Source organism: Streptosporangium sp. 'caverna' (assembly GCF_003203775.1).
Lineage (GTDB): Bacteria > Actinomycetota > Actinomycetes > Streptosporangiales > Streptosporangiaceae > Streptosporangium > Streptosporangium subroseum.
Map to the genome: position 1 here is coordinate 8,933,175 of NZ_CP029711.1, position 21,526 is coordinate 8,954,700.

Below are 21,526 nucleotides of genomic sequence, written 5' to 3' on the forward strand. Positions count from 1 at the left end.
GACGGACCCGAAGACGAACACCGGCTCCGCGGGCGTGACATGAGCCGGCAGAACGCCTCACCAAAGCGCCATCCCGACTCTTTCGGCCGCCATTCCACGACTTCGCGGGCCGGATATCGAGATAAGGCCGACCCGAATGGTGAATCGATCCCGGCGTGGCAATCCGACGGTGAATCGATCCCGGCGTGGCATCCGGCGGCGGACAGACCCCGGCGCCGCGACCCGGCGGGATCAGCCGCCCGGGCGCACTCAGCCGTTGAAGGTGTCGGGGTCCGGACCGGTGCGAGTGCCTCTGTCCAGACGGGCGATCTCCGCGATGTCACCCTCGGTCAGGGCGAAGTCGAAGATGTCGATGTTCTCCCTGATCCGTGATGGGGTGACCGACTTGGGGATCACGATGTTCCCCAGATCGAGGTGCCAGCGCAGGACGACCTGGGCCGGAGTCTTGCCGTACTTCTCGGCGATGGCGACGATCACCGGATCCTTGAGCACGGCGCCCTGGGCCAGTGGGCTCCACGACTCCGTGGCGATGCCGTGGTCGGCGTGGAACTCACGCAACTCGGCCTGTTGCAGGGCGGGGTGGAGCTCGATCTGGTTGACCGCCGGGACGATGCCCCCGTCGTCCATGAGGCGCGTCAGGTGGGCGGGCTGGAAGTTGGACACGCCGATGGCACGGACACGGCCGTCGGTGTAGAGCTGCTGCATCGCCTTCCAGGTCTCGGCATACAGGTTCTTGGCCGGTGCGGGCCAGTGAATGAGATACAGATCGAGCCGGTCCAGGCGCAGATCCGCCATGCTCGCGTCGAAGGCCGCGAGGGTCGAGTCGTAACCCTGGTCGCTGTTCCACAACTTGGTGGTGACGAACACCTCGTCACGGGGCAGACCGGAGGCGGCCAGCGCCTCACCCACACCCCGCTCGTTGCCGTAGGCCCTGGCGGTGTCGATGCTCCGATATCCCGTTTCGAGCGCCCTGGTCACCGCCTGGGCGGTCTCCGCCGGGGGCACCTGGAATACGCCGAAACCCAGCTCCGGCATGGACACGTCGTTGTTCAGAGTGGTCATCTGTGATCCCTCCCTGAGCGGCCGCGAACCGCCCCCCAACGGCCCGAATCAACCGCGAGCGGTGCGAGCCAACTGCGGATACGCATTTTTCTCGGACTTCCACAATTCCAACACGTGAGCATCGGGAATACCAAAACATGAGACGCGTGTCGGGCGGGACACGCGGGTGGAAAATCCGTTGTACGGCGACGGGGTGGGCCGTACGGTTGAAACCATGTGCTCGTTCTTCGCCTCCTCGATGGTGGGCTACGTGATCCGTCCCCGCGGCAGCCAGGCTCTGGCCCGCTAGGGACGCATCACCCTTTTTCCGTTTTCCCATGCGTCCCCGATGCGTGTGCCCAGGGCCTCCGAGACCTCATTCCTCTCGGACCCGAAAGGGCTACAGCTGTGGCGCGCTCATTCGCACACGGAAACCATTCACATACCCAGAAGCAGGTCAAGAACAGGGGCGGTCTCAGTGACCGCGACCGGGCCAGGCGTGTCCTGTCCCAGAACCTCCTCGTCGATCCGTACGCCGTCCACCAGGTGGCCAAGGCGGCCGGACCGCACGGGCTGGTCCTGGAACCGGGCGCGGGAGAGGGGGTCCTCACCCTCGCTCTCGCGGAGAGCTGCGCCAGGGTCGTGGCCTACGAGATCGACCCGCTTCCGGCGGGCAGGCTCAACGCCCGCACCCGCGACGACGACCGGATCGAGGTGGTCAGAGGTGACTTCCTGACCGCGCGGGCTCCACGCGAGCCGTTCGCGGTCGCCGGGAACATCCCCTACTCGATCACGTCCGGGATCGTCGGCTGGTGCCTGCGCGCGCCCGCGCTCACCTCGGCGACGCTGGTCACCCAGCTGGAGTACGCACGCAAGCGCTCCGGCGACTTCGGCCGCTGGAGCAGGCTGACCGTGCTGACGTGGCCCGGCCACTCCTGGGAGCTGGTCGGCCGCATCGGCCGCGAGAGCTTCCGGCCGGTGCCGGCGGTCGATTCGGCGATCCTGCGGATCGAGTCCCGGCCCGTCCCGCTGCTGCCCGCGGAGTGGGACACCACCTGGCGCGAGTTCGTCGAGTACGGCTTCACCGGCCTGGGCGGCTCGCTGCACGCCTCACTGCGGATGCGGTATCCGGCCCGCCAGGTCGACGCCGCGTTCGCGGACGCACGCGTGGATCGCGACACGGTGGTGGCGTTTGTCCACCCGGAACGGTGGCTGACGCTCTTCGAGCTGCTCCACTGACCCGCCGCCCGGGACCGGCCTCCACCGGCCGGTCCCGGGCACCTCCGCCTACGCGGGTGCCGCCCGCCGGGAACCGGATGGCACCCGCGCCGCCGACGGGCGTCCCGACTTTGAGAAGCCGGGTGAACTCCGCGGACGACACCGCCCACCGGGCAGAGGCGACGGAACGGGAACCGGCAGGGATCGGGCGAACTCCGCGGACGGGCGTCACCCGCCGGACAGGGACAGCAGGGCGGGGATGTCGGCCGCGCTGGGAAGCAGGTGGGTGTGTCGAGCGGCGCCCAGCTCGGTGGCGCCCAGGCCGCCGGTGAGCACCCCGACCACCATGGCGGCGCCGGCGTTGGTGCCGGCTTCGAGGTCACGGACCGTGTCGCCCGCGGTGAGGACGCGGCCGACATCGCGAACGCCCGTCGCCTCCATCGCCCGGAAGATCATGTACGGCGCCGGGCGCCCGGCGGCGACGTCGTCCACGCACACGACGGCGTCGAGGAGCCGGTCGTCCCAGCCGAGCTTCGCCAGCAGCGCGTCGGTCACACCGCGGTCGAACCCGGTGGTGAGCGCCACTTTGACGCCGGCGGCGCGCAACGTGGCGATCGCCTGGGGAACGCCGGGCAGGGGCGTCGGCACCCGGGCGGTGTAGGCGGCGTCCAGGCGGCTGCGGAAGTCGGCGACGGCGTCGTCGACGGTGCCGATCCCGGGCGCCCTGCCCAGCCCCTCGGTCAGCAGCGCGGTGATGGCCTCACGCTTGTCGGCGCCCATCCAGCGCTGGATGTCCGCGATGCTCGGGTGGCCGCCCGCGGCGCGTACGGCCTCTTCGAGCGCGACGTAGACGGCGCCGTGTTCCTCGACGGTGGTGCCGGCGATGTCCAGAACTGCCAGTTCGATCATGACGTGGGTCCTCACGGTTGTGGGGTGAGACGGCTCGGCGGGAGACGTCCGCGCGGAGAGGGCCGTCCTGGTTGTCGGGTGGGGCGGCTCAGCGGGAGACGTCCGCGCGGAGTGGACCGTCCTGGTTCGAACTGCGCACCAGCTCCGGGTGGGCCTGCTGGGAGTTCTCGATGGTGAAGGAGACGATGTCGGGCCGGTAGCGGTCGTCGGAGTATTCGATGAGTTCGCCCGTGGAGGAGAAGGTGCGGCGGCGTTCGCGCAGCAGGGGCGCTCCGGGATCGACGTTCAGGAGTGCGGCGTCGGTGTCGTCGGCGACGATCGCGTCGATGACGTGGCGGGCGGTGCTGAGGTCCACACCGCAGCCGCTCAGGTAGGCGAAAACCGATCCGGAGTCGCAGTCGTGGTCGAAGAGCAGCCGGCCGACGGACCAGACGAACGTCGTGCGCTCGATCATCGTGGGCAGCCCGTCCAGCAGCCGCAGTCGCAGCAGCTGGACGACCGGCTCGCCCTCGTCCAGTCCCAGAGCCTCGGCGGCCTCGGCCGTCGCCGGACGCCGGGCGATCTCCAGGGTGCGCTGACCCGGGGTCCGGCCCGTCCCCTCGGCCCATCGGGAGAACGACAGGAAGGTCTCGAAGGGCTGGGGTATCGCCTGGCTGCGCACCAGCGGGGGCTTGCCGCGCCCGCCGTCGATCAGCCCCTCCGCCCGCAGGGTGGCGAGTGCCTGGCGGACCGGCCCCCGGGAGGCCTCCCACTGCTCGCCCAGTTGCGACTCCGAGGGCACGGCCGAGCCCACCGGCAACTCGCCGGAGGCGATACGACGGCGTAGGTCAGCTGCGATGCGTTCATGCATGGGTCCATCCACGCAACTTGACAATACAGGAAGCCGAACGGGACACGAAAGCGGGCCAGCCATGAAGAAAACGCTATGAGCTGCGAAGTTAAGCTCAGAGAAACACGCGGTGACATGTGGGCCTTCGCGGTTGACAGCCTCTCTCGAAGCTGAGCATCGTACTTGTCATGACAAGTTATCTCCCGCGGAACCAGTCCCTCGACTCCGCCGATCTGGTTGTCGTCGGTGCGGGCATCGTGGGTCTCGCCCACGCCGTGGACGCGGTACGCCGCGGCTTGTCCGTCGCCGTCATCGAACGCGACGAGCGGGCCACCGGCGCCTCGGTGCGCAACTTCGGACACGGCTGCTTCACCGCCCAGGACGGCGACGCCCTCCGATACGCGATGGCGGCCCGGACCGGCTGGCTGCGCCTGGCCAAGGAGGCCGGGTTCTGGCTCCGCGACAACGGCACCGTCGTCGTCGCGCGCGCCGAGGACGAGTACGCGGTCCTGGAGGAGTTCCATGCCGTCCGCGACGACCAGGTCGTGCTGCTCGACGCCACCGAGGTGGCCGGCCGGATGCCCGCCGGCCCCGGCGTGGTCGGTGGCGCCTGGCTGCCGATGGACGTGCGCGTCGACCCGAGGGAGGCCCCGCACGCGATCGCCGGCTGGCTGGCCTCCCAAGGTGTGCGGTTCCACTGGGCCACCGCGGTGCACACCGTCGAGCCGGGTGTTGTCGGCACCAGCCGGGGGCAGGTCCGGGCAGACCGGGTGGTGATGGCGGTAGGCCACGACGTCGACCGTCACTTCCCCGAACTGGCCGAGCAGGCCGGACTGCAACGCTGCGCCCTGCACATGCTGCGCGTGCGCGACCCTCACGGCCAGAAGATCGCCCCCGCGGTGCTCACCGGCTTCTCGCTCCTGCGCTACGACGGCTTCGGGGCGTGCCCCACCCTGCCCGCACTCCGTACGCGGCTGGAGTCGGAACACCCCGACCTGCTCGACGCCGGGCTGAACCTGATGTTCACCCAGCGTCCGGACGGCGACCTCACCATCGGCGACACCCACGCCTACGCCACCACGCTTGAGCCGTTCAACGCGGACGAGCTCGACCGGCACGTCCTGGTCGAGGCCGGACGCCTGCTCGGCGTCGAGAGTCTCACGGTGCGCGAACGCTGGCGCGGTGTCTACGCCTCGGCCCCGGAACCGTTCCTGATCGCCACGCCCATGCCCGGCGTCCGCGTGGTCTCCGTGACCTCCGGCGTCGGAATGACCACCGCGCTCGGCCTGGCGCCGGAGGTCCTCGACGACCTGCTGCGCTGACCGCCGGACCCACGACCACACCGGATCTCACCGAAAAACGGCACGGCCCAGATCCCTGCCCGAACCCGGCACGACTCACAGATCCCGGCCCGCACCCGCGGCACACCCCAGATCTCCGCCCGAATCCGGCACGCCCCAGATCCCCGCCGGAAAACGGCACGACCCACATCCCCGCTCGAACTCTCGGCACGCCCCAGATCCCCGCTCGAACCCGGCATAACCTCCAGGAGATAACCCATGCGCGCACGACGTTTCCTCACCACCGTGGTGACGGCCTCGGCACTGTTCCCGCTCGTCGCGGGCTGCGGCGACACCGGGACATCCGGTACGACCGGGGCATCCGGCACGGCCGGCGTGACCTGCCCCGGCGGCAAGGTCCGCTTCGGCATCGAGCCCTACGAGGACCCGGCCAAGCTCAAACCCGCCTACGAGGTCCTGGCCGCCGCGTTGCAGCGCAAGCTCAACTGCCCGGTGGAACTGAAGATCGTCGAAGACTACTCCGCCGAGGTGCTGGCGATGCGCAACGGCCAGCTGGAGATGGCCCAGTTCGGACCGCTCGGTTTCGTCTTCGCCAGCCAGATGGCCGACGCGCAGGCCGTCGCCTCGTTCGCCGACGCGACGGGCGCCCTGACCACCTACACCGGCGGCATCTGGGTCCCCACGGACTCGCCGATCACCTCGATCAAGGACCTCGCCGGCAAGTCCCTCGCCCTGTCCAGCCCGGCCTCGACCTCGGGCGACGCCCTGCCCCGGTACGCGCTCAAGACCGAGGGCATCGCCGAGTCCGCCCTGAAGATCGACTACGCGGGCGGTCACCCCGAGGCCCTGCTCGCCCTGGTCAACGGCAAGGTCGACGCGGCCGAGATCAACAGCCAGCAGCTCGCGACCTCGCAGGCCGCCGGCACCTTCGACCCGTCGAAGTACCGGCAGATCTGGAAGTCCGAGCCGATCCCGAACGACCCGATCACCGTGTACGGCAAGCTCGACCAGAAGTTCCGTGACGCGGTCGCCAAAGCGCTGCTCGAGCTGGACACCGCCGACGTCACCAAGGTCGGCGCCTTCCTCGACGTCAACCCGCCCGGCCCGCTCGCCGCCGTGACCAAGGACACCTACAAGCCGCTGTTCGACCTCGCCACCGCACTGAACCTGACCGAGAAGGACGCCTAACGATGATGCCGACCGAGGGGGCCGGGCACGTGCCACCACTCGGTGGCCGGGCGGTACCCGGCATGAACGATGTCATGCAGACGCCCGGCACGAGGACCGGTGCCGGTGCCGGTACGGGGTCCGGTGCCGGTGCCGGTACGGGGTCCGGTGCCGGTGCCGGTACGGGGTCCGGTGCCGGTGCCGCGGCGAGCGCCACGGATCCGAGCGCCGCGCTCGTGATCCGGGGACTGCGCAAGTCCTTCTCCGGCCGTACGGTGCTGGACTCGCTGGGCTTCGAGCTGCGATCCGGCGAGTTCGTCGCGCTGCTCGGCGCCAACGGGTGCGGCAAGTCCACCGCGCTGCGCTGTGTCGCCGGGCTCGAAACGCCCGACGACGGCACGATCCTCATCCACGGCCGCGAGGTCGGCGGGCTGCGGGACGCCGAATCGGCGCAGCTGCGGCGGCAGACCGCCATGGTCTTCCAGCAGATCCACCTCGTCCGCCGCCGCAGCGCGCTCGACAACGTCTGCGCCGGTGCGCTCGGGCGGCTGCCGCTGCGGCACTCGCTCACACCCATCCTGTTCCCCCGCGAACTCCGGGAGGAAGCCATGGCCTGTCTGGACCGGGTCGGGCTGGCCGACCGCGCCGCCGAGCCGGCCGGACGCCTGTCTGGCGGGCAGCAGCAGAGGGTCGCGATCGCCCGTGCCCTGTGCCAGCGGGCGAGCATCATCCTCGCGGACGAACCGGTGTCCGCCCTCGATCCGTCCGCCGCGGAACAGGTGGTTTCCCTGCTGGCCGACCTCGCCCGCGACCAGGGTCTCGCCGTGGCCGCCGTACTCCACCAGCCCGGTCTGGCCCACCGGCACGCCGACCGCATCATCGGCCTGCGGAACGGCCGGGTCGCCGTCGACGCCCCCGTGCGAGCACTCGCCCCGACCGATCTGGACGCCCTCTACGCCCCCGTCGAGGCACTCACCGTGACCGGCCCCGCCCTCGGCTCCCCGGCCGGAACGCTCACCGTGACCACCGCGGATGCTCCCCGCTCCCCCACCGGAGCGCTCACCGTGGCCACCGATGCCCTCCACTCCCCGCCGGAGTCCTCACCGTGACCGCCGCGGATGCTCCCCGATCCCCCTGGGGGGTCCTCACCGTGACCGCCGCCAACGCCCTTCGATCCCCCGACCGCCGTCTCGCCGAGCAGGAGCCCCGATGAGTACGGATACCCTCACGCCGAGCGAGCCGCTCGCCCCGCCGAGGCGGCGCCGGCCCTCAACGATGACCGGCGCCGTCATCGTGGTCCTGGTCGTCGCGCACACGCTCGCCTGGCGCGGCACCGACTTCTCCCCCGCGGCGCTCGTACAGGGCTGGCGGGGAATGGCCGACTTCGTCGACCTGGCTCTGCCGCCGGACCTGTCGTGGTCACGGGTGCTCCTCCCCGGGATTCGGGCCGCGCTCGTCACGCTCTACATCGGACTGCTCGGCACCACGCTGTCCATACCCTTCGCGTTCGGGCTCGCGCTCCTCGCCGCGCGGACGACAACGCCGAACCGGTGGATCTACCAGGCCGCACGGTCGGTCCTGTCGTTCCTGCGGGCCGTACCCGATGTCGTCTTCGCGCTGGTGTTCGTCACGGCCGTGGGGCTGGGTCCGTTCGCCGGCGTGCTCGCGCTGATATTCCACAACACCGGGGTGATGGGCAAGCTGTGGGCCGAGGCGATGGAGGAGATCGATCTCGGTCCGCGCGACGCCCTGCGCACCAACGGCGCCTCCGGACTCCAGGTCGCCTCACACGCCGTGCTCCCCGCGGTGCTCCCGCAGTTCGTGGGCCTGCTGCTCTACCGCTTCGACGTCAACGTGCGCTCGTCCCTGGTGCTCGGTCTCGTCGGCGCCGGCGGCATCGGCTTCCTCGTCAACCAGTCCATCAAGCTCTTCCGCTTCGACGAGATGGCCACCCACCTGATGATCGTGATGGTGCTCGTCGTCGCCGTCGACCGGCTCTCCGCGTTCGTACGCCGCCGCATCGGCGCCTGACGCCCCGATCCCGATGCGGCAGGCCCGGCTTCCGTACGACAGAACACGGAGGCCGGGCCGTCATCTCTCCGGCTTGATCGATTTGTCGGAGTGGATCACTACTGTTCCCGGCATGCCCAGCGCACCGCATCGATACACCGCTCCGCCGCCCGCAGCGGAGTCCCCCACATCCAGCGATCTCATCGCCGTTCGGATCCGCTCTCGCCGCGAAGGAGCCGGCGCGTGAACGAGTGGGAGAGGCTCCGGACGTTCATCGACCATCAAAAGGCCGACGCCGTCGCGGCCCGGGTCGTCAAGCTGGACGAGGCCGCGCGCAAGGAGGTCGCCGAGGCTCTTCCCGGGCACCTGAAGGTTCTGCGTGGCAGACGCGAACCCTGGGAGGGTCTCGACGACCACGCCGAGGTGCTTCGCGCCGCCGGGGCCGGGGTCCTTCCCGGAGCGGCCGCCGTGGCGTCCTGGCTGAGCCGCCGCGAGTTCACCTCCCGGTGGGGTGGGCCGTACGGGGACACCGACCGCATCATGGCGATCCTCGCGACCAGGCCGGCGGAGTGGCGTGCCGACCTCGCCAGGCGGCTCGTGCTCAAAATCCGTACCGCGGAGGACCGCGACCTCGGACTGACGCTCGCCCTGCTCCGCGCGACAGGGATCGAGATCCCGATTCACGATCCGCTGGTCGTCGGATGGGTGAGCACCGGCAGGCTGCCCGTTCCCCACGAGGACCCGCTCTTCGACACGTTGCTTCCCCGCATCTTCGATGCCCAGGGTGTGGGACGAGCCCTCCAGCGGGAAGATCTCGCCCAGCCGTGGCTGCGCTCCCTGAGCGTGTCGGCCGCCCGGGACGGAGCGAAACGGCTGACGCTGCTGGAAGGGTGCATCAGCCGGTTCCTGCGGGGCGGATCGGCGCCGGACCTGCGGTTCTTCGCCCGCCTGCACGAGACTCTCGACCCCGCGCCACACGAGATCGAGTCACGCGCCCGTGACTATCTGCGGCTGCTGCCCGCCGCGCCCGGACCGATCGCGGAGCTGGCCCTGCGGCACCTGCGCACGCTGGACGGTCTCGATCCCCTCGACCTGGTGGAGGGGCTGGAATCGGTGCTCTTCCGGTCCGAGCGCAAGCTCGTACGCTCCGGGCTCACCTGGCTGGACCAGTTGGTACGGCTCTCGCCTCCCCTGGCCGGCTCGATCGCCGGACCGCTGGCGCCGGTGTTCGCCTCCGACTCCGTCGAACTGCAGGAAAGGGCCGTGACACTCGCGATCAAGCACGCGAGCCGCATGGGCGACGAGGGGCATGCCACCATCCGCGACGCGCTCGACACGCTCCCGTACGACCTCAGGCTGCGCGCCTTCGCCGTCTTCGGCGGGGAGGAGCCGGCCGCGCCCGATCCGCTGGACGAGTTCGTTCCGCCCGCGCTCCCACGGCCTGACGCCCCGCAGCGGATGGCCGATCCCATCGATTCGGTGGCGGGGATGCTGTCCGTCATAACCGGTCCCAGCGAATGGATGGCTTGGGAGCGGCTGCTGGCCGGCTTCGTCGCTCTCGTGTATCGGGATCGCGAGGGCGCGGCCGCCGCACTCAAGCCGGCCTTGGACGGGAAATACGACCATTTCTACCAGGACAGCAACCGATACCAGGTCCGCTATGGGGGGCAACCCCCTCACTGGAACTACGTCGACCAGTGGCTGGTCGGAGCGATGCGTTCCCTGACCGGCACCGCGTCGGCACCTGACGCCTGGAAGCACAAACTCCCCGACATCAGCGATCTCTCCACGCCCTGCCTGCTCCTCCTGCACCGAGCCGCCGAGATCCAGATGGCCGTCGAGGAGGACGTCGTCCCGCCGCTGCTGCTCTCCACTCCCACCCTCACGACCGGGCACGTGGACGCCTCGGAGCTGGTGACGAGGCTTGAGATCATCGAGGCCGCCGGGGCGAAACCGCTCGCCGCGGACCTGCAGCAGGCCCTCCTCCGGCTGCGGAGGGACCAGGACCCGCAGACGGCCGAACGCGCGAGCCGTCTCTCCTCGCCGGCCGGTCGCCTGGTCGCCCAATGGCTGGCCGGGGATCCCCTCCCGGACCCCACTGTCGAAATGAGCTGGTCCTCCTCCGGCAAGGTCGAGCGCTGGCTTGACGACGGTGAGACGGACAACCCTCACGAGGTGAGGTTCCTGCCGTCGCTGCACGCGACGGCCACCGGGTTCCCGCTCATCGACCTGGTGTTCCGCGATCCTCCGAGGGGTGGCGTGGGCATTCATCTGACGTGGTGGGCGGCGATGTTCCCTTCGCACCGGGAGGTGGCCGCCACCCACCTACTGCCCCATCTCTTCCGTCATCAATGGCATCGATCGGCGGTGCGGTCGAGCCATCTCCGCCAGATCACCCGCGGCGACGGGCCGCCGGGAGTCTCCGTGTCGCTCATCCTCGGCCTCATGCTGGGAGATCCCGACAGACCCGAGGCCGTCGACATTCTGCTGGAGACGGCGGGCCGCGGCGACCTGAACGCCGCCGAGCTCGGGCGGCAGGCGGCCCTGCTGGTCAAGCGCGAGCAGATAAAGCTCGTCCACCTGACGGCGGCTCTGGATTCGGCGTCCTCGCGGGGCGCCCACCGGGAGGTGTGGACGGCGATCGCCGCCGCGCTGCCGTTGCTCATCCCCGGATCCGGCCGGAAACCCCACCACGGGTTCGCCTCGTTCGTGGCACTGGGGGCTACGACGGCGGTGTGGTCCCACGCGCGCGGAGCGATCCCCGAGCTTGAGTCCATGGCGGCGCGCAAGGGATCGAGCGGCGTGCTCCGTGAGGCACGCCGCCTGCACGGCCTGTTGACGGCAGAGGAAGGATGACCATGCGCTCGAAGCATCAGGAGGCACATCGCCTACGGCTCACGATCGGGGACCTGGCCCGTGCCGCCGCGCCTCCCGGCTGGGCCGGGATCACGGTTCACCGTGCCCAGGTCAGCCGATTCTCCCGCACCGTCGTCACCTACGACGGGGCGGAGGCCGCCGTGCGGGAGCCGGACGAGGTTCGAGGGCTGGACGCGTCGTTCCAGCGACTCCGTGAGCTGTCCTACGTCGACGGCCGAGGGACATGGTTCTCCTGCGAGCTGCGTTTCACGCCGCGGAGCAGGTCCTACCACGGGCACGTGGACGCCGACGCGTTTCCCTTTCCCGGAGGTACGGACATCCCCGGGCTCGCGCCGCTGCAGGAGCTGGCGGCGTTTCCCCGCGACGCCGTTCCCCGCTGGCTCCTGGACGCGCTCCCGACGGCGGTTCCCTTCGGCCTCAGAGAGACCGACCGATTCAGACGCGAGCCCTCCACACCGGAACCTGCGCCGGTCTTCTCCGGAGAGCTGGTCTACACACCGATGGAGCATATGGCCGTCCACGGATTCGGGCACGGCGAGAATCGCCGTGTATTCGCCGTCGTTCTGGACGAGAGGACCACGGGTGACGGCGATCGTCTCTGCTTCATGAACAGACAATCGATGACCGGCTCGCCCTATTGGGTGACCCGTGGAGCCATGCGAGGCACCGGCGGCGGCATTACGTCCTACGTGCTGGACGATCGACGGCTCGTACTGCACCTCACTCCCGAAGCCGCGGACGATCTGGAGACCGAGACCGTTCTCACCGTCGACCTGAACCTGAAGCCCGCCGAGACGGAGGAGCTACGGGTCGCTCTCCAAAAGATCATCCTCGTCTGATCGCCCAAGCAGACTCGGAGGCTGTTTTTCCGGCCTGCCGCCAGGCGGATCACAACACGGAACAGGCCCTAGCTTCGCAGGTAGGAGGCGCCGTTCAGGTCGATGATGGTGCCGCTGGCCCACTCGGCCACAGGCGATGCGAGATACAGCACCGCGCCCGCGATCTCCTCGGGCATGGCGACCCTGCCGAACGGGCTCTGGGCACGGATCGCGTCACCCCTCGGCGCCTTGAGGTGCTCGTTGGTCATGTCGGTCTCGACGAAGCCGGGTGCCACGGTGCCCACGGTGATGCCGTGCGGGGCCAGGGCGATGGCGAGCGACTGGCCCAGGGCGTTCATACCCGCCTTGCTCGCTCCGTAGGCGGGACCGTCCGGTTCTCCGCGGAAGGCACCGCGCGATGAGACGTTGACGATCCTGCCGCCCCGCTTCATGTGCCGTACGGCGCACCACGTGACGTTGGCCGCGCCCACGAGGTTGACGTCCAGCGTCTCGCGCCACGCGGCCTGCCAGTCCTCGTACGAGACCTCCGTGATCGGGTGGTGAAAGAAGACCCCCGCGTTGTTGACCAGCACGTCGATCCCGCCGAGCGCCTCCGCCGCCTCGTCGACCATACGCCGCACCTCGGCGGGGTCGGCGAGGTCGGCCTGCACGGTCGTGTGACCCTCTCCGGGCAGCTCGGCGCGGAGCCGTTCGGCCAGGTCCGCGGAACCGCGATGGTGGATCGCGACCCGGTCTCCGGCGGCCGCGAAGGCCGTCGCGACCGCCCGGCCGATTCCTCGTGACGCCCCGGTGACCAGTACTGCTCGTCCGCTCATTCGCGGGAGACTAGCAGGGCGCCTCCCGAGCCTTCCCTCCGGGTATAACCCATTTTCTCCTGTCTCGCCTCACATCCGCGGTGCCTCATCCGGAGGACACGTCCAGTACGGGCTCCCTCGGGGAGTGCCTGGTCAGCCGCCTGCCGAGGCGCTGGGCCGGGGCCTCGACCAGGCGGTGGGTCAGGTAGCCGAGCGACACCAGGATGAGGAAGAACATCGGAAGGTTCGGGCTCACCCCCAGCAGGAGCGGATGCAGCAGATAGAGGGAGAAACTGATCACCCCGAGGTGGGCGAGCCACCGGGGGAACGCCCTGTGCCGCAGTGCGAACGCGGCCGCGAAGAAGCCGACGGCCAGCAGCATCGCCGGCGCCCAGCCGGGGTCGTCCTTGGCGAAGACCCCGCAGGCCAGGACCGTCGCCACGGTGGCGACGGCGGTACGCCACCGGATCGCCCCCTGCTCGGCGCGGTAAATGGCCGTGCCGGCGAACATCATGGCCAGGATGGTCAGGCCCTGCCACGCGCCGATCCGGCTGCCCAGGATCACCAGCGCCAGGCCGAGAAGGCCGCCCGTCACCGCGGCCGCCGCGCGTGCCCAGCCGCGCGCCCACGCCGACACGGCGATGACCACGATGCCCGTGACGCCGAGGAGCGCGGCGACCAGGTCGGCGCGGCCACTGATGACCGGGCGTGACATCAGGAGCCCGAGGGGTACGGCCGACAGCGCCAGGACGATCGCGACCGCGGCCGAGCGATGTGCCTGCCGCATGGCGAACAGCCCGACCACCAGCAGGTAGAACGACACCTCGTAGGAGAGTGTCCACATCACGCTGATGACGGCGGGCACACCGAGCAGTTCCTGCAGCATCGTCACGTTCCCGAGGACCGCGAGGGGCAGGGGGCGCGAGCTCAGGCCCGGATGAAGGGCGAACGCACCGGCGCACGCGAGGAGGAGCGCCAGGCCGAGCGCGGTGAGCAGCAGTGGGAGGAGACGGAAGACCCGGCCGATCCAGAAGGCTCGCACATCACCGCGCCGTTCCAGGGAGGCCGGGATGATGTAGCCGCTGACCAGGAAGAACACGAAGACGCCCCAGGTGCCGACGTCGATTCTGCGGTCCACCACCGCCCAGACCCCCGGAATGAAGGTCCAGGCGGAGTGGTGCAGCGCGACGGCCAGCGCGGCGGGTCCTCGCAGGGCGTCCAGCCAGGCCATCCGGGAGGGATTCGTGGACATTTGCCCGACTTTAGGCGATAGACCTGGGTCGGGCGTTCACAATTCGCGTTCGGGGCGCACCGCGACCTCCCGCAGTCGGCCGAGGATGTCGACGTCCGGGATCGCGGCCACCAGGTTGCGGGCCCTACCCGTGCCGGCCGGCACATCCGGGATCCGATTCCACGCCGGCCCGTCGCCGCAGTGCCCGGCGACGGGCGTTCAACCGGTCAGGCGCGGAAGGCGTCGGCGTGCTCGGCGGCCCACCGGGCGAACGTGCGCGCCGGGCGGCCGGTGACCTTCTCGACATTGGAATTGACGATGTTGGGCCCCTCCGGCACGTTGCCGAAGACGTTGATGAGAAACTCGATCATCTCTTCCGGCTGTCCCTCGGCCGCCATCTTCTCGCGAGCCTGCTCCTCGGTGAGCTCGACGAAGGGGACCTCCCTGCCGATCGCCTCGCCGATGATGCGGACCTTGTCGCGCGTGCTCAGTCTCTCGGGGCCGGTCAGGCCGTAGGTCCTGCCCGCGTGCCCCTCCTCCGCCAGCGCCCTGGCCGCCACCGCCGCGATGTCGGCCTCGTGGACCATGGCGGTGACGGCGTCGCCGAAGGGCTCCCGCACCACCCCGTCGGCGCGGATGGCCTCGGCCCACTGCAGCGCGTTGGACATGAACTCCGTCGGCTGGAGGAAGGTCCAGTCCAGGCTGCCGGCTCTCACGGCCGGCTCCAACGTCCCCTCGTCCCAGCCGCCCAGGACCGTGACCCTGCGTACCCCGGCCTTGGCGGCCAGCTCGACGATCTCCTGACCGTTCTGCAACGGCCCGTAGTCGTCTCCGCCGAAGGTGATCAGGTGAACCCCGATGACCCCGTCCAGCGCGGGCGCGAGGCTGTCCGTCACGGTGAGATCGCCCGACACGACCTCCACCCCGGCGGGCAGGTCCGCCCTGACCGGATTGCGGGTCAGGGCCCGCACCCGCTGCCCGGCCTGGATGAGCTCGTCGACCACGTGGCGGCCGACGGTTCCGGTCGCTCCGGTCACAAGAATCGTCATGAAGGTCTCCTCAGCTCGGTTGGGCTCCGAGAAAGACGCTACGAATCGACGCGGACAACCACTGTCCTCGTTTGCCGTTCACTTCGGAATTCAAGATCGAGATTGTTGAGCCGCACCGGCACAGGGAGCGTCCGGTCGCCCAGAGCCTCGATCCGGCCGGGACCGCCGTACGCGGCCGGATCCCGATGGGACTCTTTGTAGATAATCCAGAACGGAACCAGTTGCTACGCTGGGGACATGACTGCCATGGCGCCCGCCCGCACCGAGCCGGATCTGTCGTTCCTGCTGGACCACGCCGGCCATGTTCTGAGGACCCAGATGGCGGCGGCGCTCGCCGAGATCGGGCTGACGGCACGCATGCACTGCGTGCTGGTTCACGCCCTCGAGGAGGAGCGCACGCAGATCCAGCTCGCCGAGCTCGGCGACATGGACAAGACCACGATGGTGGTCACGGTCGACGCCCTGGAGAAGGCGGGGCTCGCCGAGCGCCGCCCGTCCAGCACGGATCGGCGGGCCCGGATCATCGCGGTCACCGAGAAGGGCGCGGAGGTCGCGAGGCAGAGCCAGGAGATCGCCGACGGCGTGCACCAGGCGGCCCTGGGAGCACTGCCCGACGATGAGAGAGAGACGCTTCTGCGAGCCATGAACCGCCTGGTTACGGGGCATCTGGCCACCCCCGTCGAGGCGCCGCAGGCGAGCCGGCGGGCACGGCAGCGCACAAAATAGATCCGCAAGGGATCGTCTACAACAAAACTATCTGCTACGGTCACTCCTGTTCCCTTTCGAACAGGAGTCGGCCATGTCGCACACCGCACCATCCCCTCAAACGCCCCCCACCGTCGCGTCCCGATCGCGCTGGCTCGCACTCATCGTGCTGTCTACCGCGATGCTGATGACGATCCTGGACGGCAGCATCGTGACCGTGGCGATGCCGGCCATCCAGCAGGACCTGGGCTTCTCCCCCGCCGGGCTCAGCTGGACGGTCAACGCGTACCTGATCGCTTTCGGCGGCCTGCTCCTCCTGGCCGGCCGGCTGGGCGACCTCATCGGCCGCAAGGCCATGTTCCTGGCGGGAAACACCGTCTTCACCGCCGCGTCGCTGCTGGCCGGAGTGTCCACCGGCCCCGGCATGCTGATCACCGCACGGTTCCTGCAGGGCATCGGCAGCGCCATGGCCTCCGCGGTCGTGCTGGGCATCCTGGTGACGTTGTTCACCGAACCCGGAGAGCGCGCGAAGGCGATCGGCATCTTCAGTTTCACCGGTGCCGCCGGAGCCTCGATCGGCCAGGTTCTGGGCGGGGTCCTCACCGATGCGCTCAACTGGCACTGGATCTTCTTCATCAACCTGCCGATCGGGCTGGCCACGATCGCGCTGGCGATCCGGGTGCTGCCCGGCGAGCGCGGGGCCGGACTCGCCGCCGGGGCCGACGTCATCGGCGCGGCACTGGTCACCGGCGGGCTGATGCTGGGCATCTACACCGTGGTCGAGATCGAGCGGTACGGCTGGCTCGCGGCACACACCCTCGGCCTCGGCGCGGTGTCGCTCGCCCTGCTGGCCGCGTTCGTCGTCCGTCAGGCCACCGCCAGGACACCGCTGATGCCGCTGCGGATCTTCCGTTCGCGCAACGTCTCCGGCGCCAACCTCGTCCAGATGCTGACGCTGTCGGCCATGTTCGCCTTCCAGATCATCGTCGCGCTCTACATGCAGAAGGTCCTCGGCTACGGCGCGCTCGACACCGGCCTGGCGATGCTTCCCGCGGCGGTGGCCATCGGCGGCGTGTCCCTGTTCGTCTCCGCCCGGCTCAACACCCGCTTCGGTGAGCGCGCCGTCCTGCTGGCCGGGCTGGTGCTCCTGCTCGGGGCGATGGGCTGGCTCACCCGCGTCCCGGTGAACGCCGACTACGTCACCGACCTGCTCCCGGTGATGCTGCTCATCGCGGGCGGCGGGCTGGTGCTCCCGGCACTGACCACGCTCGGCATGTCCTCCGCCAAGGCCGACGACGCGGGCCTGGCCTCCGGGCTGTTCAACACCACCCAGCAGATCGGCATGGCCGTCGGCGTCGCGGTGCTGTCCACCCTGGCCGCCTCGCGCACCGAAGCGCTACTGTCCGCCGGCGACAACGAGGCGTCCGCGCTGACCGGCGGCTACCACCTGGCCTTCGGCGTCGCCGCCGCTCTGCTCGTGGCCGCCTTCGCCGTCACGCTCACCGTGCTGCGGCAGCCCAGACGAGACACCACCGCCCAGGTCCCGACTCCCGCCGAGCCTGTGGCCCAGCCGGAAATCGCCTGACCACCCCACAACCGGCCCGACGACACACGGTACAGACAGGGATTGATTCGGATGACCGAGTTCACCACCACGACCGAGAACGAGCCGGGCTCCGGCCCCGCGCCGCGGATCCTCCCCGACGAGGACCTGGCGAACCTGCTCGGCGAGCAGCAGTTCGGCGTGCTGGCGACCGTGAAGCGAAGCGGTCACCCTCATCTGTCCACGGTCCTCTACCACTGGGATCCCGACGAGCGGATCGTACGGATCTCCACGACGGACGACCGCCTCAAGGCACGTCACATACGCAACAACCCCCGCCTCGCCCTGCACGTGAACGGGCCGGACATCTGGTCGTTCGCCGTCGCCGAGGGCGATGCGGAGGTGTCAGAGGTGACGACCGAGCCCGGAGACGCGATCGGCCGGGAACTGCTCTCCCTCACGCCGGGTTTCGAGGACCCGGCGCAGGAGGCGGCGTTCCTCGGGCAGGCGGTGGAGGAACGACGCGTGGTGATCAGACTGCGGGTGTCACGTCTGTACGGCACCGCCCTGGACATCCCCGCCGAGGACTGACCGTCCGGGCCGGCCCGGCCGTCGCGGCGCTGCGGGAGGAAGGCGGCTGACAGGCTCCTGTCGCCTCAGGCCGTCAGCCCCGGCGTTTCCGCACCGGGCTCGTCGTGCCAGTTCGGAGGGGTCACCGTACCGGCGAGCCAGTCCTTCCGGGTGATCGCGTACCCGATCGAGTCGTACACCGTCCCGCCCGCGCTTGGCCACGCCTCCCGGTAATGCGCCTCCTTCGCGTACCCGCAGCGGCGGAACACCCTCCGCATGGCGTGATTGTCCTGACGGGTGGTTCCCTCGATGCGCGAGATCTCCGGATACGCGCTGAACACGTGCTCCGTCAGCCAGGTGACCGCGCCTCCGCCGAGGCCACGGCCGCGGTACGCGGACCGGATGCGAAGGTCGAACATCGGCGTATCGTCATCGAGGTCCTCCAGCCGGACCACACCCGCGTGCGTGCCGTCCGCCACGATCCAGAAGGTGCGCACCCACTCGCCGTCGTAGTAGCCCTCTGCGACCCGTCGGCGGACCGTGTCCCGGTCGACCCGCTCACCGACGTGGTAGGGCCACCTCTCCCCGGCCATGAAGTCCGCCAGCAGCTCTCCCTGCGCCTCGTCTCCCACAAACCGTTCGTACTCGACGCGCACGCGAACATCACCCCTCGTCGGCCACCGCATCCGGTCGCAACCTTGTATCGCACGGGCTTCCCGGGCGGCAATCGAAATACGGGTCGCCTGGACGCTCCTGAGGCGGGCGCGTCCATCAACGCCGTGGCGGGCGTCCGCATGACCCGCGACATCGCCCGTGTCCGGTGCGGCGGCACCGGACACGGCCCGGCCGTAACGACCACGCGGAGAAGTCCTGTCCGGTCCGAGCCGCGTCGCCTGACATCCGATGTTCTCGATGCCAAAGGTTCACGCGTCATTAAACTCCAACTTATTTCAAGCTTGACTTAAAGCTGTCAAGATCCTACCGTGATCCTCGATCATGGTACGAAATGTCCTACCCTTCAGCGGCCACAGCCGTTTCAGGCTGCCAAAAATCGATAGGGAAGTTTAATGCGGCAAGTGTTATCCGGGGAATCTCCGGTCGGTGCGCCTCCGGTCAAGAGCCGGAACCGACGTCGGTTCGGAAAGCTGTCGTTCACCCTCCGCGCGTTTACGGCGGCCATGACGATGCTCGTCGTTTTTCCCGGAATCGCCTTCGCGGATCCGCCGAACGCTCTCGACTGGGCGGCTCCGTGGCCCGACCGCATATACGAGCCGGGTTTCGACTACGACGGCGACGGCTGCTACCCCACTCCGGCCATCGGGCGCGACGGAACGATCGCCCCGGGCCTGTCCCTGGGCGGCGCCGAGAACGGCCACTGCCGCGACTCGTGGGACCTCGACAACACCAACGCCTACTCACGCGTGAAATGCAACAACGGCTGGTGCGCGTACATGTACGCGCTCTACTTCGAGAAGGACCAGGCGGCACTGGGGCCCGGTAGCGCCGGACACAGGAACGACTGGGAGCACGTCGTCGTATGGGTGCAGGGCGAGTGGGGCATGTACGTCTCGACGTCCGCGCACGGCAATTACACGACCCGCCACAGAAATGACATCCCCTGGGACGAAACCGGGAAACACCCGTTTGTCGTTTACCACAAGGACGGCGCAAGCACCCACTGTTTCCGCCACGCCAATTTCGGTGAGAAGCCGGAGAACCACAAGGGGCAGTGGCAGTGGCCGACGCTGATCGGCTGGGACAACTACCCGCCCGGATTCCGCGACCGACTGGTCAACTACGATTTCGGCAGCGCCCATTTCGGGATCAAGGATGGCTCGTTCGAGGGAGAGCTCGCAAAGGCCAAGCCGGCCGGAATCCCGTTCGATCCCTACGCTTGAGCCGAGCATCCGGTTCGCGTCGGAGATCGCACGAGTTGAATTCGCAGTATTCCGGTGACACCTCGAAACGCATTCCGGTGACACCTCGCAATTTTGCCGGTCGAGGTCACCCGAGTACGGCCACCGCATGATCATGCCGTGTCCGTGAGGACATCTGAAGATCATGCGGTGGCCGGGTCCCGACCCCGGTGGAGGCGGCTTCCCGCCCTCCACCGGGGTCGGCGACCGGGCGATCTCCCGTCATCCGCTCCTCATCGGCGACAAACGCCGGCATCGCCGCAGCGAAGATCACAAGCGCCCCACCGTCACCGGCCCGGTGACGGTGGGGAAAGCACGCATTCCACTACCAAAAGGTAGAACGTCCAGGGCGGCGTTCGCGTCGACGCTCTCCCCAGCGTCATTGACTCTCCAGGTCACCGGTCCGGGGGACCCACTGAGGGCTCGGCCGTCTCCGCCCCAGGACACGCTGGAGCACTCCGATCCCCGCCCCCGTCGCTCCCACGAGGGTGACCAGAAGATGGACGGCGCTGAAGTAGAGGCCGAAGAGGAGGCCCCGGCGGGCGAACACCCGGCGGTAGGTGCTGCCGTCGAGGACCACCGCGGCGGCGACGAACAGCGGTGACACGAGGGCGCCGAGGGGGCCGAACAGCAGCGGCAACGCAAGCGCAGGCACGGCGGCGAGCAGCAGGACACCGCCGAACGCACGCGGTACGGAGTCGCCCGGCGTCTCGCCCCGGGCCCACTCCATCGCGCTCACCCGTGCGCGCCGGAACACCTTGCGCAGGATCATCCGCAGTGTGGAGTCATGGTCGGCCCGGCCGCAGACGGCGGCGGTGATGCGCACCTCGTAATCCTTCTGCATCACCCGGTAGCGGTAGTCGGCGGACACCGTGTCGCTCAGATTCGGGTTGAAGGGGCCGATCTCCTTGAACACCTCGGCCGGTATGGCGAGCACGGCCGCGTGCAGCTCAAGGGTCGGACGGTCGGTCGGCATCCACCAGTAGTGCATCTGCAGCGCGCGATACTGCGCGGCGAGACTCCGGGACGCCAGCGGCTCGGGGTGAAGGATGCCCCCCAGGGCGCCGAGCTTCGGCTCGGACCGGAGGATGTTCACCGCGTTCTCGACGCTGTCCGGGTCGAGGGCGATGTCACCGTCCAGGAAGAGCAGGATCTCGCCGTGGGAGTGCTCGGCGCCGAGGTTGCGCGCGGGCGACGCCCCGCCGTTGACCTCGGTGCGCAGCACGGTGGCGCCCATCGAGCTCGCCACTTCTGCCGCGTCCTCGGTGCCGCAGTCGTCCACCACGATGATCTCGATGGGCGAGTAGGTCTGCTCCTGGATCGCACCTACGCACAGGCGTAACACGTGGGAACGGTTGAAGCTGGGGATGATGACCGAGACTAACGGGCGTTCCATGGGTCGCTCCATTGGCTGAAGGCCGCTCTTTCCGAACCGCTGGGTGTTGGCCGGTGATGGGGGCAGGCTGCAATGGCGGTACCTCGGTCAACCGGCCACGGCTCACATCCCGACCTCGGACCGCCCTGCGC

The 21,526-nt window shown here is 69.4% G+C and carries 20 protein-coding genes; 12 read left to right on the forward strand and 8 right to left on the reverse strand.

Annotation, left to right across the window (positions count from 1 at the left end; genetic code table 11):
• Positions 1 to 249: 249 nt before the first annotated feature.
• Positions 250 to 1,062 (reverse strand): aldo/keto reductase, encoded by an 813-nt coding sequence (locus DKM19_RS38360; RefSeq protein WP_110702652.1) that lies wholly within the window; start codon positions 1,060 to 1,062, stop codon positions 250 to 252.
• 166 nt (positions 1,063 to 1,228) lie between these two features.
• Here DKM19_RS38360 and DKM19_RS52645 point away from each other — a divergent pair, with 166 nt between their 5' ends.
• Together DKM19_RS52645 and erm are read left to right on the forward strand one after the other, a co-directional pair.
• On the forward strand, positions 1,229 to 1,351 hold the full coding sequence (locus DKM19_RS52645; protein ID WP_255415460.1) for a hypothetical protein: 123 nt from the start codon (positions 1,229 to 1,231) through the stop codon (positions 1,349 to 1,351).
• Between the two features lie 194 nt (positions 1,352 to 1,545).
• Complete coding sequence (gene erm, locus DKM19_RS38365) at positions 1,546 to 2,280, forward strand: ErmE/ErmH/ErmO/ErmR family 23S rRNA (adenine(2058)-N(6))-methyltransferase (RefSeq protein ID WP_369990676.1); 735 nt, start codon at positions 1,546 to 1,548, stop codon at positions 2,278 to 2,280.
• A gap of 207 nt (positions 2,281 to 2,487) precedes the next feature.
• On the opposite strand, the gene DKM19_RS38370 is transcribed toward erm, so the two are convergent.
• Complete coding sequence (locus tag DKM19_RS38370; protein ID WP_110702654.1) at positions 2,488 to 3,168, reverse strand: phosphonatase-like hydrolase; 681 nt, start codon at positions 3,166 to 3,168, stop codon at positions 2,488 to 2,490.
• Positions 3,169 to 3,256: 88 nt separating this feature from the next.
• On the reverse strand, positions 3,257 to 4,018 hold the full coding sequence (locus DKM19_RS38375) for a GntR family transcriptional regulator (protein WP_204358422.1): 762 nt from the start codon (positions 4,016 to 4,018) through the stop codon (positions 3,257 to 3,259).
• A 167-nt stretch (positions 4,019 to 4,185) separates the two neighbouring features.
• Between DKM19_RS38375 and DKM19_RS38380 the strand changes: the two genes are divergently transcribed.
• The 6 genes from DKM19_RS38380 to DKM19_RS38405 all read left to right on the forward strand — a co-directional run bounded on the left by DKM19_RS38380 (position 4,186) and on the right by DKM19_RS38405 (position 12,191).
• Positions 4,186 to 5,319: a TIGR03364 family FAD-dependent oxidoreductase gene (locus DKM19_RS38380; RefSeq protein WP_110702656.1), complete on the forward strand. Its 1,134-nt coding sequence runs from the start codon at positions 4,186 to 4,188 to the stop codon at positions 5,317 to 5,319.
• A gap of 237 nt (positions 5,320 to 5,556) precedes the next feature.
• Positions 5,557 to 6,486, forward strand: coding sequence for a phosphate/phosphite/phosphonate ABC transporter substrate-binding protein (locus DKM19_RS38385; RefSeq protein ID WP_110702657.1), 930 nt, complete (start codon positions 5,557 to 5,559; stop codon positions 6,484 to 6,486).
• A 62-nt stretch (positions 6,487 to 6,548) separates the two neighbouring features.
• Positions 6,549 to 7,574: a phosphonate ABC transporter ATP-binding protein gene (locus DKM19_RS38390; RefSeq protein ID WP_204358423.1), complete on the forward strand. Its 1,026-nt coding sequence runs from the start codon at positions 6,549 to 6,551 to the stop codon at positions 7,572 to 7,574.
• A 100-nt stretch (positions 7,575 to 7,674) separates the two neighbouring features.
• Positions 7,675 to 8,496, forward strand: a complete 822-nt coding sequence (gene phnE, locus DKM19_RS38395) for a phosphonate ABC transporter, permease protein PhnE (protein WP_110702658.1) — start codon at positions 7,675 to 7,677, stop codon at positions 8,494 to 8,496.
• A 222-nt stretch (positions 8,497 to 8,718) separates the two neighbouring features.
• Positions 8,719 to 11,331, forward strand: a complete 2,613-nt coding sequence (locus DKM19_RS38400) for a DUF6493 family protein (protein ID WP_110702659.1) — start codon at positions 8,719 to 8,721, stop codon at positions 11,329 to 11,331.
• A 2-nt stretch (positions 11,332 to 11,333) separates the two neighbouring features.
• On the forward strand, positions 11,334 to 12,191 hold the full coding sequence (locus DKM19_RS38405; RefSeq protein ID WP_110702660.1) for a hypothetical protein: 858 nt from the start codon (positions 11,334 to 11,336) through the stop codon (positions 12,189 to 12,191).
• A 68-nt stretch (positions 12,192 to 12,259) separates the two neighbouring features.
• Here the strand turns inward: DKM19_RS38405 and DKM19_RS38410 are convergent, their stop codons facing one another.
• The 3 genes from DKM19_RS38410 to DKM19_RS38420 form a co-directional block, all read right to left on the reverse strand.
• The gene (locus DKM19_RS38410) at positions 12,260 to 13,006 is read right to left on the reverse strand and encodes an SDR family NAD(P)-dependent oxidoreductase (protein WP_110702661.1); all 747 of its coding nucleotides are present in this window, start codon (positions 13,004 to 13,006) and stop codon (positions 12,260 to 12,262) included.
• Between the two features lie 85 nt (positions 13,007 to 13,091).
• Entirely contained in the window at positions 13,092 to 14,237 is a 1,146-nt protein-coding gene (locus tag DKM19_RS38415; RefSeq protein ID WP_110702662.1) for an acyltransferase, read from the reverse strand.
• Between the two features lie 206 nt (positions 14,238 to 14,443).
• Positions 14,444 to 15,265 carry an NAD(P)H-binding protein gene (locus DKM19_RS38420; RefSeq protein WP_110702663.1) on the reverse strand — a complete coding sequence of 274 codons (822 nt, stop codon included), beginning with the start codon at positions 15,263 to 15,265 and terminating at the stop codon, positions 14,444 to 14,446.
• Positions 15,266 to 15,502: 237 nt separating this feature from the next.
• Here DKM19_RS38420 and DKM19_RS38425 point away from each other — a divergent pair, with 237 nt between their 5' ends.
• The 3 genes from DKM19_RS38425 to DKM19_RS38435 all read left to right on the forward strand — a co-directional run bounded on the left by DKM19_RS38425 (position 15,503) and on the right by DKM19_RS38435 (position 18,104).
• Complete coding sequence (locus DKM19_RS38425) at positions 15,503 to 15,991, forward strand: MarR family winged helix-turn-helix transcriptional regulator (protein WP_110702664.1); 489 nt, start codon at positions 15,503 to 15,505, stop codon at positions 15,989 to 15,991.
• Positions 15,992 to 16,064: 73 nt separating this feature from the next.
• Entirely contained in the window at positions 16,065 to 17,555 is a 1,491-nt protein-coding gene (locus DKM19_RS38430) for a DHA2 family efflux MFS transporter permease subunit (protein ID WP_110702665.1), read from the forward strand.
• 51 nt (positions 17,556 to 17,606) lie between these two features.
• Positions 17,607 to 18,104, forward strand: a complete 498-nt coding sequence (locus DKM19_RS38435) for a PPOX class F420-dependent oxidoreductase (protein WP_110702666.1) — start codon at positions 17,607 to 17,609, stop codon at positions 18,102 to 18,104.
• Positions 18,105 to 18,169: 65 nt separating this feature from the next.
• Here DKM19_RS38435 and DKM19_RS38440 read toward each other — a convergent pair whose 3' ends face one another.
• Positions 18,170 to 18,739, reverse strand: coding sequence for a GNAT family N-acetyltransferase (locus tag DKM19_RS38440; RefSeq protein ID WP_239513816.1), 570 nt, complete (start codon positions 18,737 to 18,739; stop codon positions 18,170 to 18,172).
• Between the two features lie 522 nt (positions 18,740 to 19,261).
• On the opposite strand from DKM19_RS38440, the gene DKM19_RS38445 reads away from it, so the two are divergent.
• Positions 19,262 to 19,981 (forward strand): NPP1 family protein, encoded by a 720-nt coding sequence (locus tag DKM19_RS38445; RefSeq protein WP_110702668.1) that lies wholly within the window; start codon positions 19,262 to 19,264, stop codon positions 19,979 to 19,981.
• A gap of 397 nt (positions 19,982 to 20,378) precedes the next feature.
• Here the strand turns inward: DKM19_RS38445 and DKM19_RS38450 are convergent, their stop codons facing one another.
• Positions 20,379 to 21,395, reverse strand: a complete 1,017-nt coding sequence (locus tag DKM19_RS38450; RefSeq protein WP_162642077.1) for a glycosyltransferase family A protein — start codon at positions 21,393 to 21,395, stop codon at positions 20,379 to 20,381.
• Between the last annotated feature and the right edge of the window lie 131 nt (positions 21,396 to 21,526).